13 protein-coding genes are annotated in these 15,072 nt (G+C 73.4%); 7 read left to right on the forward strand and 6 right to left on the reverse strand.

All coding sequences use genetic code 11. From position 1 onward, the window contains the following. The first annotated feature begins 19 nt into the window (after positions 1-19). The 6 genes from QSK36_RS03390 to QSK36_RS03415 all read left to right on the forward strand — a co-directional run bounded on the left by QSK36_RS03390 (position 20) and on the right by QSK36_RS03415 (position 7,293). On the forward strand, positions 20-739 hold the full coding sequence (locus tag QSK36_RS03390) for a response regulator transcription factor (protein WP_285781296.1): 720 nt from the start codon (positions 20-22) through the stop codon (positions 737-739). Further along, positions 736-2,169, forward strand: coding sequence for a sensor histidine kinase (locus tag QSK36_RS03395; protein WP_285781297.1), 1,434 nt, complete (start codon positions 736-738; stop codon positions 2,167-2,169). The genes QSK36_RS03390 and QSK36_RS03395 overlap by 4 nt, the downstream gene beginning before the upstream one ends. 188 nt (positions 2,170-2,357) lie before the next feature. Continuing rightward, on the forward strand, positions 2,358-3,242 hold the full coding sequence (locus QSK36_RS03400) for a glycosyltransferase family 2 protein (RefSeq protein ID WP_183536593.1): 885 nt from the start codon (positions 2,358-2,360) through the stop codon (positions 3,240-3,242). Between the two features lie 188 nt (positions 3,243-3,430). Continuing rightward, entirely contained in the window at positions 3,431-4,603 is a 1,173-nt protein-coding gene (locus QSK36_RS03405) for a bifunctional glycosyltransferase family 2/GtrA family protein (RefSeq protein ID WP_285781298.1), read from the forward strand. Continuing rightward, positions 4,600-6,810 carry an ArnT family glycosyltransferase gene (locus tag QSK36_RS03410; protein WP_285781299.1) on the forward strand — a complete coding sequence of 737 codons (2,211 nt, stop codon included), beginning with the start codon at positions 4,600-4,602 and terminating at the stop codon, positions 6,808-6,810. The genes QSK36_RS03405 and QSK36_RS03410 overlap by 4 nt, the downstream gene beginning before the upstream one ends. 66 nt (positions 6,811-6,876) lie before the next feature. Next, complete coding sequence (locus tag QSK36_RS03415) at positions 6,877-7,293, forward strand: ferritin-like domain-containing protein (protein WP_183537464.1); 417 nt, start codon at positions 6,877-6,879, stop codon at positions 7,291-7,293. Between the two features lie 79 nt (positions 7,294-7,372). On the opposite strand, the gene QSK36_RS03420 is transcribed toward QSK36_RS03415, so the two are convergent. Continuing rightward, entirely contained in the window at positions 7,373-8,491 is a 1,119-nt protein-coding gene (locus QSK36_RS03420) for an FAD-dependent monooxygenase (protein WP_285781300.1), read from the reverse strand. Between the two features lie 84 nt (positions 8,492-8,575). On the opposite strand from QSK36_RS03420, the gene QSK36_RS03425 reads away from it, so the two are divergent. After that, positions 8,576-9,067, forward strand: a complete 492-nt coding sequence (locus tag QSK36_RS03425) for a TetR/AcrR family transcriptional regulator (protein ID WP_285781301.1) — start codon at positions 8,576-8,578, stop codon at positions 9,065-9,067. A gap of 59 nt (positions 9,068-9,126) precedes the next feature. Here QSK36_RS03425 and QSK36_RS03430 read toward each other — a convergent pair whose 3' ends face one another. The 5 genes from QSK36_RS03430 to QSK36_RS03450 form a co-directional block, all read right to left on the reverse strand. Beyond that, positions 9,127-9,972, reverse strand: coding sequence for a helix-turn-helix domain-containing protein (locus tag QSK36_RS03430; protein ID WP_285781302.1), 846 nt, complete (start codon positions 9,970-9,972; stop codon positions 9,127-9,129). A 67-nt stretch (positions 9,973-10,039) separates the two neighbouring features. Beyond that, positions 10,040-10,255 (reverse strand): hypothetical protein, encoded by a 216-nt coding sequence (locus QSK36_RS03435; protein ID WP_139574895.1) that lies wholly within the window; start codon positions 10,253-10,255, stop codon positions 10,040-10,042. A 41-nt stretch (positions 10,256-10,296) separates the two neighbouring features. After that, positions 10,297-12,039 carry an acyclic terpene utilization AtuA family protein gene (locus QSK36_RS03440; protein WP_285781303.1) on the reverse strand — a complete coding sequence of 581 codons (1,743 nt, stop codon included), beginning with the start codon at positions 12,037-12,039 and terminating at the stop codon, positions 10,297-10,299. Further along, complete coding sequence (locus QSK36_RS03445; protein WP_285781304.1) at positions 12,036-12,836, reverse strand: enoyl-CoA hydratase-related protein; 801 nt, start codon at positions 12,834-12,836, stop codon at positions 12,036-12,038. Before QSK36_RS03445 ends, QSK36_RS03440 begins: the two co-directional genes overlap by 4 nt. Next, positions 12,833-15,025 (reverse strand): ATP-binding protein, encoded by a 2,193-nt coding sequence (locus tag QSK36_RS03450; RefSeq protein ID WP_285781305.1) that lies wholly within the window; start codon positions 15,023-15,025, stop codon positions 12,833-12,835. The genes QSK36_RS03445 and QSK36_RS03450 overlap by 4 nt, the downstream gene beginning before the upstream one ends. Between the last annotated feature and the right edge of the window lie 47 nt (positions 15,026-15,072).

Raw genomic sequence — 15,072 nt, forward strand, 5'->3', positions numbered from 1 at the left:
GCTCGGGTAGCTTGTGCCGGTGCGTGAGGAACCGGCAAAACTACTGGTAGTGGACGACGAGCCCGCTCTCAGGGAGGCGTTGCGCAGCAGCCTGGAGTTCGAGGGCTACGCGGTCGAGACCGCCGCGGACGGGCTGACCGCGCTCGACCTCCTCGACCGCGCCGCACAGAACGGGGGAACGTACGACGGGGTCCTCCTCGACGTCATGATGCCCCGGCTCGACGGGCTGACGACCTGCCGACGGCTGCGCGCCTCGGGCAACCGGCTCCCGGTCCTCATGCTGACCGCGCGCGACGCCGTCGGCGACCGCGTCTCCGGCCTGGACGCCGGGGCGGACGACTACCTGGTCAAGCCGTTCGAGCTCGACGAGCTGCTCGCCCGGGTGCGGGCGCTGCTGCGGCGCGGCGGGCAGTACGCGCAGGACGAGAGCGGCGGCGACGTCCTCGCCTTCGGCGACCTGCGCATGGACACCGTGAGCTGGGAGGTCACCCGGGCCGGACGCAGGCTCGACCTCACCCGCACCGAGCACCTGCTGCTCGAACTGTTCCTCACCCATCCCCGGCAGGTGCTCACCCGCGAGCAGATCCTGCGGGAGGTGTGGGGCTTCGACTTCGAGCCGTCGTCGAACTCGCTCGACGTGTACGTGATGTACCTGCGGCGCAAGACCGAGGCGGGCGGGCTGCCGCGCCTGATCCACACCGTGCGCGGCGTGGGCTACGTGCTGCGGCCGTCGCCGTGAGGCGGCGTTCGCTCCGGTCCCGGCTCACCCTGCTGATCGCGGCGGCGGTCGCCCTGGCCGTCGCGGTGGCGGCGGCCGTGTGCTGGCTGCTCGTGCGCGGCGAGATGCGCGGCCAGATCGTCGGCTCGATCACGCACCTGCAGCCGCCGGCGCAACAGGTCGGGTTCGCGCTGCGGGACTGCGCAGGTCAGGGACGCAAGGAGGGCCACCCGAGGCCCGACTGGGACCCCTCCGGGCGCAGCTGGCAGATCGTCCTGGCGGACGGCTCGGTGTGCGTCGCGTCCGGATCGGCGCAGGTGACGCCGACCGCGCGGGAGCGGGTGATGGCCGTCTCCGGCGGCTCGCCCGTGCTGCGCGACGCGGTCACCACCGACGGCACCTCCGTGCTCGTCTACACCTTCAGATATGAGCCGCGTCTCGGCGGCCCGCCGGGCGACGCAGCGCAGTTCCCGGAGCCGCCCCTGCCGCAGGGCCCGATGACGGTCAGCGTGTTCCGCTCCACCGCCGAGATGGACCAGACGCTCCGCATCCTCGCCCTCGTCTTCGGCTCGGTCAGCGTGCTCGGCGTGCTCGGCGCCGCCGTGGCCGGTCTCTGGCTGGCCCGTACGGCGCTGCGCCCGGTGGAGCGGCTGACCCGTGCGGTCGAGCACGTGGCCAGGACGGAGGACCTGCGCGTGACGATTCCGGTGGAGGGGGAGGACGAGATCGCCCGCCTCAGCCGGTCGTTCAACACCATGACCGCCGCCCTGTCCAGCTCGCAGGAGCGCCAGCGGCGGCTCGTGGCCGACGCGGGACACGAGCTGCGCACCCCGCTGACGAGCCTGCGCACCAACATCGACCTGCTGCTGCGCAGCGAGAACACCGGCCGCGCCATCGAGCCCTCGGCCAAGCGGCGGCTGCTGGCGAACGTCAAGGAGCAGTTCGAGGAGATGTCGAGCCTCATCGGCGACCTGCTGGAGCTGTCGAGGAAGGCGGAGAGCGGCGAGCTGTCGTCCGACATCGACCTGCACGAGGTGGTGGCGTCGGCGGTCGAGCGGGCCAGGCGGCGCGGCCCCGGGCTGCGCTTCGACGTCGACCTGGAGCCGTGGCAGGTTCACGGGGACGCCCGGGGCCTGCAGCGGGCCGCGGTGAACGTGCTCGACAACGCCGTGAAGTTCAGCCCACCCGGGGGGCTGGTGACCGTGCGGCTCAAGGGCGGCGTGCTGACCGTGCGCGACGAGGGCCCGGGCATCCCCGGGGACGAGCTGCCGCACGTCTTCGAGCGGTTCTGGCGCTCGCCGTCGGCGCGCAGCCTGCCCGGTTCGGGCCTCGGCCTGTCCATCGTGGCGCAGGCCGTACGGGACGCCGGGGGACGGGTCGCGATCGAGAACGCGCCGGGAGGCGGCACGCTCGCCACGGTCGAACTCCCCGGCGGCCCGACCACGGCCTGACCTGTCTGGGCGGGCTCGGGTGCGTGGACGCCGAGGTCCGGCGGGGCCACTGCCGCCCGGGCGTCCGCGATCGGCCCGGATCCCCAGGTGACGACCACTAGGGTGGTGGGTTAACGCGACGGGAACGACGGATGACGAGATCCCGCTCGCTCCACCAGGTGCCGAGCCCGTTCGGGAGACGCGACAGGATGACCAGCCCGAAGGCCACCGTCGACGTGGTGGTGCTCACCATGAACGACCGGCCCGAGCCGTTCGAACGGGCGATGGAATCCCTGCTGGCCCAGCGGGACGTCGATCTGCGCGTGGTCATCGTCGGCAACGGCGTACAGCCCGATCACGTGCCCGCCGGGGTCCGTACGGTGGTCCTGCCCGTCAACGAGGGCATCCCCGCCGGGCGGAACGCCGGCTCCGACGCCCTCGCCGGGCCGGACGCCGGCGAGTTCGTCTTCTTCCTCGACAACGACGCCGTCCTGCCTGCCACCGACACCCTCGCCCGGCTCGTCGCCGTCGCCCGCCGCCACACCCGGGCGGCCTACATCCAGCCCCGCATCGCCGACCCCGGCACCGGGGTCACGCTGCGCCGATGGGTGCCCCGCCTGCGCGCCGGCACGGCCACCCGGCCGGGCACCATCACCGTCATGGCCGAAGGCGTCGTCCTCATCCGCCGCGCCGACTACGAGCAGGCCGGGGGCTGGCCAGGCCACTTCTTCCTCTTCCACGAGGGCATCGACCTGAGCTGGCGGCTGTGGGACCTCGGACGCACCGGCTACTACGCGCCGGACGTCGTCATCCACCACCCCGCCACCGACCCCGCGAGGCACGCTCCCTTCTACCGCCTCGTCGCGCGCAACCGCGTGTGGCTCGCCTACCGCCGGCTGCCCGCCCCGCTCATTCCCGTCTATCTGGCCCTCTGGACCGTGGTCAGCGTCGCCCGGATTCGCTCCCGTGCGAACCTCGCCGTCTGGTTCCGCGGGCTGCGCGAGGGCCTGAAGGGCGGGCACGGGCAGCGCCGTCCCATGTCCTGGGCCACCGTGGCACGGCTCACCCGCGCGGGCCGCCCCCCGATCGTCTGACCTGAGCCTCTCGGGAGCGTTCTCATCCGGGGTTAATGAACGCCTCAGAGCCGTCCCATTCCGGCCCGCGAGCGTGGGCCCATGAGCGAGCGAAGCGAGCGACTCAACAGGCACAGCGCGGTTTGCGCCGGCGTCATCGGCGCGCCTCAGGCGCGACGCCACTCCGAGCCGTCAGGCGAGGAGACCGCATGAGCATGACGATGGTTTCCGGGCCGGCGGCGGGGGCGTCCCGCAGGACCCGCCTGGTCGAGGTTGTCGTCCCCGTATACAACGAGGAGCGCGTCCTGGCCGCGAGCGTGGAGCGGCTGCACGCCTACCTGAGCGGCGACTTCCCGTACGGCTTCCGCGTGACGATCGCCGACAACGCGAGCACGGACGGCACGTGGACGATCGCCCGGCGGCTGGCCCGGGAGCTGCCGGGGGTGCGGGCCGTCCACCTCGACCAGAAGGGCCGGGGCCGGGCGCTGCGGCGGGTGTGGGAGTCCAGCGACGCCGACGTGGTCGGCTACATGGACGTGGACCTGTCGACCGACCTGGACGCGTTCCTCCCCCTGATCGCGCCGCTGATGACCGGCCACAGCGACCTGGCGATCGGGACCCGCCTGTCCCCGTGGTCCAACGTGGTGCGCGGCCCGAAGCGGGAGGTCATCTCCAGGTCGTACAACCTGCTGCTGCGCTCGCTCATGGGGGCGCGCTTCTCCGACGCGCAGTGCGGTTTCAAGGCGGCCCGCACCGAGGTCGTGCAGGCCCTGCTGCCCGCCGTCAAGGACGAGGCGTGGTTCTTCGACACCGAGCTGCTGCTGCTGGCCGAGCAGCACGGGCTGCGCATCCACGAGGTGCCGGTCGACTGGGTGGACGACCCCGACAGCCGGGTGGACATCGTCAGGACGGCCGTGGACGACCTCAGGGGCATGTGGCGGGTCGCCCGGGGGAGCCTCGCGGCCCCCGCGGCACCGCCGTCCCGGACGTCGGTGCGCACGCAGATCCCCGTCTTCGCGGTGATCGGGGCGATCAGCACGGTGGCGCACCTGGCGCTGTTCTGGATGCTGCGCTCGGTGCTGCCGCCCGTGGCGGCCAACGCGATCGCGCTGTTGGTCACCGCCGTCGCCAACACCGCGGCCAACCGCCGCTTCACCTTCGGCGTGCGGGGCCGGGCGGGCGCTCTGCGGCATCAGCTCGGCGGGCTCGTCGCCTTCGTCGCCGGGCTCGCGCTGACCAGCGGGGGCCTGGCCGCGCTGCCCGGCGGCGCGTCACGGGCGGCCGAGCTCGCCGCCGTCGTCGTGGCGAACGGCCTGGCCACCCTGCTGCGCTTCCTGCTCCTGCGATCCTGGGTCTTCGCGCCCCGGAAGGACTCCCGATGACCCTCCTCGCCGCCGTGACTCAGACACGCCACCGGGCCCCGGCGGACAGGGTGACCCCGCTCCTGCGCTGGGGGAGGTGGGCCGTCCTCGTCCTCGCCGCAGTGCTCTACACGTGGGCGCTCGGCCGCAACGGGTACGCCAACGACTACTACGCCGCCGCGATCTACTCCGGCACGAAGAGCTGGAAGGCGTTCTTCTTCGGCGCGCTCGACGCCGGGTCGTACATCACGGTCGACAAGCCGCCCTTCGCACTGTGGGTGATGGGCCTTTCGGCCCGGATCTTCGGGTTCGGCACGTGGAGCATGCTGCTGCCGCAGGCGGCGGCCGGCGTGGCGTCGGTCGCCCTGGTCCACTCCGCCGTACGGCGGGCGCTACGCGGGCTCGACGCCCGTGCGGCCGGGGCCGCGGCCCTGCTGGCGGCGCTCGTCATGACGCTGACCCCCATCACCGTGGCCATCAACAGGGACAACAACCCGGACACCGTCCTGGTGCTGCTGCTGGTCGCGGCCGGATGGTTCTGCCTGGAGGCGATCCGCACCGGGCGCCTGCGCACGCTGCTGGTCACCGCCGTGCTGGTGGGCCTCGCCTTCAACACCAAGATGCTCCAGGCGTACCTCGTGCTGCCGGCGTTCGCGCTGACCTTTCTCTACGCCGCGCCGGGCGCGTTCGTACGCCGGATCGGGCGCCTCCTGGCCGCCGGGGCGGTCCTCGTGGTCACCAGCGCGTGGTGGATGGTCGTGGTCGACCGGTGGCCCGCGTCCTCGCGGCCGTACATCGGCGGCAGCACGGACGACACCGTCTGGGACCTGGTGATCGGTTACAACGGCCTGGGCCGGATCTTCGGCGGCGCGGGCAACGGCGGCGGCCCGGGCAGACTTCCCGCCGACGCCCCGGAAGGCGTGACACGCGCCTTCGGCGGCGGCATGGGCGGCGGTCCAGGCGGTGGCGCCGGTGGCGGCTTCGGCGGCGCGTCCGGCGCGGGCAGGCTGTTCAACGACGTCATGGCCGGGCAGATCTCCTGGCTGCTCCCGTTCGCCGCCGTGGCCCTCGTCTGCGGCCTCGTCCTGGTCGCCAGGCCGGGCCCCGAGCCGTCGAAGGGGACCGCGAGGGACGCGGTGCGCGCGTCGCTGCTGGTGTGGGGCGGCTGGCTCGTCGTGCACTACGCCGTCTTCAGCTTCTCCAGCGGCACCTTCCACCCGTACTACACGACCGCGATGGCCCCCGCGGTCGCCGCGCTGACCGGCATCGGCGGCGTGCTGATGTGGCGGGCGGCACGCGCATCGGCCGTCTGGCGGCTGATCCTGGCCGCCGCGGTCGCCGTGACCGGGGCCTGGTCGTTCGTCGTGCTGCGCCGTACGCCGGAGTTCGTGCCGTGGCTCGCCTGGGCCGTCGCGGGCGGCACGGCGGTCGCGGCGCTCGCCCTGGCGGTCACGGCGCTCGCGGGCCGCGGCACGGGGCGTGGCGGCCCGGCCGGGCGTGGGGGCCGGGCGGCCGCGCGGATCACGGCGGTGGCGCTGGCCGCGGCGGTCGCGGCCGGGCTGGCCGGTCCGGCGGCGTACGCGGTGACGCCGCTGGGCGCGGCGGTGAACGGCACCAACCCCACGGCGGGGCCGTCGCAGGGCATGGGAGGACCGTTCGGCCCCGGCGGCCCCGGCGGCCCCGGCCCCGGCGGGCCGGGGGGAACGAGCGGCATGAACCCGCCGGCGGGCACGCGACCGGGAGGCGCGACGGCTCCCGAGGGGGAGGCGCCCGGCGGGAACGCGCAGGCCGGAAACGCGCAGGCCGGGAACGTGCAGGCCGGGAACCGGCAGGGCGGACGCGGCATGCGCGGGCCCGGCGGCCAGGTGGACGCCGCGATGGCGGCCTACCTGAAGCGGAACAAGGGCGGCGCCACCTGGCTGGTGGCGGTGGACAGCGCGCAGAGCGCGTCGTCGCTCATCCTGTCCACCGGCGAGCCGGTCATCGCGATGGGCGGGTTCACCGGGTCGGACCCGGCGATGACGGTCGACAAGCTGCAGCGTTACGTCGCCGAGGGGAAGCTCACGTACATCCTGATCGGCGACGGCGGTTTCGGACCCTCCCGCGGCGCGAGCTCGGACGTCACCGAATGGGTGAAGGCGCACGGCACGCAGGTCGAGCCCGCGGAGTACGGGGGCACGGACAGCGGTACGGACGGTGACGGGTCCTCGCTGTACAAGCTGGGCTGACGGCGTTCGGCCGCCTCCTCAGCGGGTACGTGATGGGACTTCCGACCGACGAAAGGACGACCCCACATGGACACCGAGGGCTTCATCGCCCTGCTCAACGAGGACCTGGAGAGCGAGTACCGCTCGATCGTGCAGTACGTGCAGCACACGGCCACGATCAAGGGCGCGCAGTACCTGTCGATCATCGAGGAGCTCAAGCAGCACCTCGGTCAGGAACTCGACCACGCGAGCACGCTGGCCGGGCAGATCGACTTCCTCGGCGGCGTCCCGAGCGTCCGCGTTCCCGAGGTGCCGGTGGCGACCGACGGCGCCGACGCCCTCCGGCTCGACCTGGAGCTGGAGCAGGAGCAGTTGCGCCGCTACCGCGAGCGCGTGGAGCAGGCCCAGGAACTCGGCCTGAGCGACGTGGCCGAGGCGCTGCGCCCGCTGCTCCAGCAGACCCAGGACCACGTCATGGACCTGCAGACCGCCCTGGGGAAGTGACGGACGCCCACAGGTGGAGTGAGGCGGGACTAGGTGTGTGACCTGCACGGCAGGCTGCGCACGTTCAGGACGAGCGACGCTACGCGCTGTGCGCGCCCGCGGGGCCGGTTCCACCGCCGCCGAACATCGTCGCCGCGGTCTCCTGGCCGATCGCCTGGTTCTCCGCGACGTAGGGCCGCAGCTCCGCCTCGTACGCGGCGAAGGCGGCCGCGTGGTCGCCGCCGGCCGAGGCCAGGGCGCGTGCCAGCGTCCGGGCGCCGATCAGCGCCTGTGAGGTGCCCATGCCGCTGGTCGGCGCGGCGCAGTACCCCGCGTCGCCGACCAGCGCGATCCGGCCCGACGACCAGCGGTCCAGATGGACCTGGCAGGTCGAGGAGAAGTAGAAGTCGTCGGCCTCGCTCATCGCCTCCAGCAGGCGGGGCACCTGCCAGCCGCGCCCGGCGAAGGCGGCGCGCACCGCCTGCTCCTGCTCGTGCCTGGGCCGCCTGTCGAGTGCGGGCGAGGCGGTGGAGAAGGACAGACTGACCGTGAGCCGGTCGGCGTCGCCGGTGCCGAGCAGGAAGATCGCTGTGTCCTTGCCGTGCTGCAGGATCCCGCCGCGGCGCAGGCCGAGGTGGTTGGCGATGCTGAAGCCGGCACCGGAGAGGCCCAGGTGCCGCAGCGCCTCGGCATGGGGGCCGAAGGCCAGCTGCCTGACCTTCGAATACACGCCGTCAGCGCCGAACACCAGGTCGAACTCGCGGGTGCCGCCGCGTTCGAACTCGACCGTGATCCCAGACCCGTGGATCCCAGACCCGTGGACCCCAGACTCGTGCTGCGTCAGTGCGCTGATCGAGTCGTCGAACACGTATGCCACGTCGCCGGCGGTGATGCGGTGCAGGACGCGGGTCAGCTCCCGCTTGGGCACTTCCAGTTCGCCGGCGAACGCCTCGGCGGGCAGGCGCCCGATCTCGGCGCCCTCCTCGTCGACCAGGACGGTGCCGCCCATCTTCGTGTCGTGTTCGCGGACCTCGGAGAGGATGCCCATCTCCTCCAGCACCTCGAAGGCCGCGCCGCGGAAGTCCACGGCGTAGCCGCTGTCGCGCAGGTCCGGCGCGCGCTCGACCACCGTCACGTCGTAGCCGTCGCGGTGCAGGAAGTAGGCAAGGGCGGGTCCGGCCACGCTCGAACCCGAGATCAGAACCTTCGTCGTGGTCACGGCATGACCGTAGCCCGCGTTTGTCCATTTGGTCAAACCGTTTGGATAAACCATTTGGGCAAGAGGTCGGGTATGCTGCGCGGCATGGGAAACCGAGAGGATCTGCTGGCCGGTGCCAAGCGGTGCCTGATCGAGCGCGGCTGGGCGCACACGACCGTCCGCGACATCGCCGCTGCCGCCGGGGTCAGCCATGCCGCCATCGGCTACCACTTCGGCTCCAAGGACGCCCTGCTCACCCAGGCCCTGGTCGAAGCGGTCGACGAACTCTCCCAGGAACTCGCCTCTCGCGCCCCGTCCGGCAAACCCGAGGAGGGCTGGCAGGCGCTGATCGACAGCTTCACCACCCACCGGGCGTTGTGGGTGGCCCAGCTCGAGGCCGTGGTGCAGGCCGAGCGGTCACCGGAGGTGCGCGAACACCTCGCCAAGGGGCAGCGCGAGGGACGGGAGGGACTCGGCGGCTCGGTGCCGCTCGCCCTGCTGACCGGCCTGATGCTGCAATGGCTGGTGGATCCCGACCGCGCCCCCAGCGGCGCGGAGGTGATCGCCGGGTTTCGCTCGCTCGCCGCCGAGCTCTGACCGGCTCAAGGCCCACAGGCCCGCCGGCGGCACCTCGCCGTGAGCGTACGGCGGGCGGATCAGCGCGGCCGGGCGTAGTCGTCGAGGGCGCGCACGATCAGCGCCCTCGCGTCGTCGCGGAAGGCCGCCACCTCGCAGAACTCCTCGAACGCCTGGGCGTAGAAGGCGACGTCCTCGGAGTCGCGAAGCAGCAGGTCCCTGGTCCTGGTCGCCACCCCGACCAGGCAGTCGTCGTAGATCCAGAACGAGTTCATCAGGGCGGACGGCAACTGCGCCTCGAACGGCAGCAGCCCGAACTCCACGTTCGGCAGCGTGGTCACCGCGATCAGCCGGTCGAGCTGGCCGCGCATCACGTCCGGCGGCGCGAGCCGGTAACGCAGCACCGCCTCCGGCATGACGAACCGGAACCGCCGGGCCGGGTCGTACAGGATCTCCTGGCGCCGCATGCGGACGCGGATGGCGTCGTCCACGTCGTCGGTGGACTCATGCACCCGCCTGACCTTGCCGAAGATGTGCCTGGCGTACTCGGTGGTCTGTAGCAGACCGATCACCACGCCCGGCTCGAAGGCCCGGAACAGCCGGGTACGCGCCTCCAGGTCGCGGACGTCCTCCTGCAGCGCGGCCAGGCCGTTCCGATGCCGCTGCCGCCAGGAGTCCTGCCGCTCCAGCAGCCCGGCCGCCTGCCGGACCAGGCCGTCGATCGCCTGCGGATCGGCGTCCACCGCCTTCCCCCACGCCGCCACGTCGTCCTCGGTGGCCGTCTGGCGGGCGTTCTCGATCCGCGAGACCTTCGACGGCTGCCAGCGCAGCCGCTCGGCGAGGTCCTTCCCGGACAGGCGGGCGTTCTCCCGCAACCGGCGTAGCTGGGCTCCCAGGTCCATGCGGGCCTGATGGAAACCGCTCATGCCCACCTCCGGCCGTGGTGCGGACCAACGTAGACCCGGCACGCCGGATCACGCCAGAGGGCGGCCATCAGTCGTGATCAGGCAAGACCCGCCGGGCGATCTCGACGAGGAGTTCCCTCGGCACCTCGACCGCGGTCTCCCCGTCGAGCACATGGCGCAGGTCGGCGCGGGCCTCGCGGTCCACGACCTCCAGGCCCTGCACGACTATCGTGCCGCGGTCGGTCTCGTAGAGGGAGGGGCAGGCCCCCGCCTCCGACGTGGAGCCGAGAAAGCGCAATCGCATGTCCTTCTCTCCCGATTGGCGGCGGTCGGGCGCAATCCTAGTCATGGGGGAACGGGCACGCACACGGCGCGAAGACGCTCGCCGAGCGCCTTCGCCTGGGCGTCCAGGAGCGGGCTGGCCGCCACGCCTCTGCCCAGGAGCCCGTGGACGACGAAGTTCAGCGCGTGCAGGTTCGGCAGCGCGAACCGCTCGATCGGGAGGTCGCCGACCTCCGGCAGCAGTTCCCTGAGCCGGTCCACGGTCAGGAACGCCGCGAGCCACGGATACCGGGCGGGGTCGCGCACCCAGACGCCGAGGTTGGCGTCGCCGCCCTTGTCGCCCGAGCGGGCGCCGGCGACCGTGCCGAGCGGCGCGACCGGCCCGGCCGCCAGATCCCCGGCGTACGGTGGAATCGCGGCGCCGACCGCGTCGCCGGGCGGCGGCCCGCCCGCCTGCTCGCCCAGCACCGGGCCGGACGGCGGCACGTGCGGCACCTCGACGCGGACTCCGTCCACGGTCACCACCGGGAGCACGGCCCGCGCGTCGACCGACGAGGGCCAGTAGACCCCGTAGGGGGAGGCGTCGCCGGGCGGCGTCAGACCGTAGAAGCCGGGATAGCTCGCCAGGCCGGTCTCCACGACGGCGGAGGAGAACGCCCGCCCCGCCCTGCGCGGATCGGGATCCATGACCGTGATCCGCAGCAACGCGGTCCCGGCGTCGCCCGCGCCGAGGGGGGTGAGTTCCACGTGGACCTGCTCGAACGACTCGCGGGGGACACGGGCCCAGATCGCCTCCTGCGCGATCCGGGCCTTGGCCGCGATGTCGAGGCCGGTCAGCACGAGCGTCATCGTGTTGCGGTGGCCGCCGAGGTAGGTGACGGCGACCTTCAGCGTGTCCGGAGGCGGTTCGCCGCGCACGCCCGTGATCCTGACCCGGTCGGGGCCCTCCTGCTCCAGCCGGACGGTGTCGAACCGGGCGGTCACGTCCGGTCCGAGGTAGCGGGGCGAGGCGATCTCGTACAGCAGTTGCGCGGTCACGGTCCCGGTCGAGACCAGCCCGCCGGTGCCGGGGTGCTTGGTGATCACGCTCGACCCGTCGGCGTACAACTCGGCGATGGGGAAGCCGCAGTGGGCGAGGTCCGGCACCTCTCCGAAGAAGGCGTAGTTGCCGCCGGTCGCCTGGCAGCCGCACTCGATCACATGCCCGGCGACGACGGAACCGGCCAGCGGGTCGAGATCGCCCGGATCCCAGCCGAACCACCACATGCCGGGCCCGGTGACCAGCGCCGCGTCGGTGACCCGCCCGGTCACGACGACGTCCGCGCCGTGCTCCAGCGCCACGGCGATCGGCCGGCCGCCGAGGTAGGCGTTGGCGGTGAGCGGGGCCGCCCGCAGGGTCTCGCCGGTGTCCGCGTTGACCGGCGGTTCGGCGAGTGGCATGAGGTCGTCGCCGGTGACGTGGGCGACGGCCGCGTGCAGCCCGAGCCGGTCGGCCAGGGCCGAGACCGCCTCGGCGCAGCCGGCCGGATCGAGGCCGCCCGCGTTGGCGACGACTCTGATGCCCCGGTCGAGGCAGGTGCCGAGGACCTGCTCCATCTGCGTGAGGAACGTACGCGCGTAGCCGGGGCGGCCCTTGAGCCGGTTGCCGGCGAGGATCGACATGGTGAGCTCGGCCAGCCAGTCGCCCGTCAGCACGTCGATCGGCCCGCCCTCGACCATCTCCTCGGCGGCCGACAGCCGGTCGCCGTAGAAGCCGCCGCAGTTCGCGACCCGCATCGGTCCCGGCCGTCCGGCCTCCGCCGTCATCGTCCCGCGTCTCCGGCCGGGGTCTCGGCGGGCACCCAGGCGGCGGGCCGTTTCTCCGCGAAGGCCCGGATGCCCTCCTGCCCCTCCTCCGAGGTGAAGCGCTCGGCCGACAGCGCGGCCATCGCGCGGAACCCCTCCTCGACCGGCAGCAGCGGCACCTCCCGCACGAGCCGCTTGGTGATCGACAGCGCCTCGGGGCCGCCGCGCAGCAGCATGCCGGTGTAGTGCGCCACGGTCGCGTCGAGGTCCTCCTCCGGGACGGCCCGGGTCAGCAGGCCGATCTCCACCGCGCGTTCGGCGCTGAAGACCTCTCCGGTGAGGAAATACTCGGCCGCGGCCCGGGGCTCCAGGCGCCGCAGGCAGGTGACCGCGATCATGGCGGGGACCACCCCGAGCCGCACCTCGGTGAAGGCGAACGACGCGGTCGCCGGGGCGACGGCGAAGTCGCAGGCCGCCACCAGGCCGAGGCCGCCCGCTCGCGCCGTTCCGTTCAGACGGCACACGACCGGCTTCGGGCTCTCCCAGATCCGCAGCAAGATGTCGGGGAACGACGCGGTGACCGGCGCCCCGCCGCCGCGCTGCTCCTTCAGGTCGGCGCCCGCGCAGAACACCGGCCCCGCGCCGGTGAGCACGACGACCCGTACGGCGGGCTCGTCCAGCGCCCACGACAGGGCGTCGTCGAGCTGCCGCAGCAGCCGGGACGACAGGGCGTTGCGGTTGTGCGGCGAGTCGAGCGTGATCGTGGCCACGCCGCCCGCCTGCTCCCGGCGTACCAGCACCTCCTGGGGTTCGCTCACGGCCGGCTCGCCTCCCCGCCCGGATCCGCGCCGATCTCCCTGCCGATTTCTGGGCCGATCTCCGCGCCGATTTCTGGGCCGCCGTGCGTGCCCGGATCCGCGCCGCGATCCGGGTCCGAACCCGCACCGGCCGCTGTGCCGGCCGCTGGGCCGGCCGCGGTCCCGGGCTCCGTCGCGGGCTCCGTTCCGGTGCCTTCCGGGTGCGGGCCACCGTCCGGTTCCCGCGGCGGCGACGGCTCGATGACGGCGAGCGGCACGCCCGCCTCGACCTGCGCGCCCGGCGTCACGTGCACCGCGGCCACCGTGCCCGAGGCGGGGGACACGATCAGGTGCTCCATCTTCATCGCCTCCAGCACGACCACCGGCTGCCCGGCCTCGACCATGTCACCGGGCTTGACCTCGACACGCAGGACCGTACCCGGCATCGGGGCGGGCAGTGCTCCCGGCGTCACGCGCGCGGCCGGTTCGGGCAGCCGCTCGACCGGGGTGAGCCGCACCGGACCGAGCGGGGAGTCGACATGCACCATGCCCGGGTGCATGCCGGGGTAGGCGGCCACCTCGAAGGCGTGCCGCAGGCCCGCCGTCTCCAGCACCACCCGGCCGGGTTCCGCCGCCACGAGCGTGACGTCCTCGAAGCCGTCGGCCCGTAGCCCGTCCCTGGTCAGCCGGTAGGCGACCTCCAGGCGTCCGCCGTCCTCGGCGGAGAACACCGCTTGTTGCGGCTGGGACGGGACGTTGCGCCAGCCGCTCGGCAGCCCGCCCAGCACGCCGTCGCGCCGGGCGGCCGCGCGGCCGGCCGCCGCCCCGGCCAGCGCCGCCGCGAGCGCGGACAGCCGTACGGCCTCGGGACCGGCGAGCGGGGCCGGTGCGGGATGCCGGTCGAGGAAGCCGGTGTCGAGCGCCCCGGACAGGAAGTCCGGGTGCCGCAGCACTCCCACGAGCAGGTCGCGGTTGGTCGTCAGCCCGTGGATGCGCGCCCGCGCGAGCGCGTCCGCCAGCCGCCGGGCCGCCTCCGCCCGGTCCCGGCCGTACGAGACGACCTTGGCCAGCATCGGGTCGTAGTGGACGCCCACCTCCGACCCGGAGAGCACTCCCGAGTCGAGCCGCAGCCGTGCCCCGAGTCCGAACTCGCCGTCCACGCCGGGGATCTCGAAACGGTGCAGCACGCCGCTCTGCGGGCGGCCTCCGGAGTCCTCCGCGTACAGGCGGGCCTCGATCGCGTGACCGACCGGGCTCGGCGGCAGCGCGGCGAGATGGGCGCCCTCGGCCACCTCGATCTGCAGCCGGACAAGGTCCACCCCGTAGACGCACTCGGTGACCGGGTGCTCCACCTGGAGGCGGGTGTTCATCTCCAGGAAGAAGAAGCCCTCGTCCGACAGCAGGAACTCGACGGTGCCCGCGCCCTGGTAGCCGATCGCGCGGGCGGCCCGGATCGCCGCCTCGCTCAGCTCGCGGCGCAGTTCGGGGGTGACCGCGGGAGAGGGGGCCTCCTCGATCACCTTCTGGTGGCGGCGCTGGATCGAGCACTCGCGCTCACCGAGCGCCCAGACCGTGCCGTGGGCGTCGGCGAGGATCTGCACCTCGATGTGGCGGGCGCCCTCCAGTAGCGGCTCGGCGAACAGCGTCCCGTCGCCGAAGGCCGACAGCGCCTCCCGCCGGGCCGACTCGACGGCCCCGGCCAGATCGGCCGGATCGCGCACCACCCGCATGCCGCGCCCGCCGCCGCCCGCCGACGCCTTGACCAGCACGGGAGCCGCTATCTCCACCGGGCCCACTGGGCCGTCCGGGGACAGCGGGATGGTCGGCAGGACCGGCACGCCGGCCTCCGCCATCAGCGCCTTGGCCTCGATCTTCTTGCCCATCGCGGCGACGGCCTCGGGGGAGGGGCCGATCCAGGTCAGCCCGGCGTCCAGCACCGCGCGGGCGAAGCCGGGGTTCTCCGACAGGAAGCCGTATCCGGGATGGACCGCGTCGGCTCCCGACCTGCGGGCCGCCTCGACGATCCGCTCCGGGTCGAGGTACGCCAGGGGGGCGCCCAGCCGTACGGCCTGGTCGGCCTCGGCGGTGTGCGGGGCGGACGCGTCGGCGTCGGTGAAGACGGCGACGGTCTCGATTCCCAGCTCCCGGCAGGTGCGGAAGACCCGGCGGGCGATCTCCCCGCGGTTCGCGACCAGCAGCCGCCCGATCATGACCCCTCACCCCCGCCGATCTGCGTGAACACGGTGCTGATGAACAC

The sequence above is a fragment of the Microbispora sp. NBRC 16548 genome (assembly GCF_030268985.1).
Taxonomy (GTDB): Bacteria; Actinomycetota; Actinomycetes; order Streptosporangiales; family Streptosporangiaceae; genus Microbispora; species Microbispora catharanthi.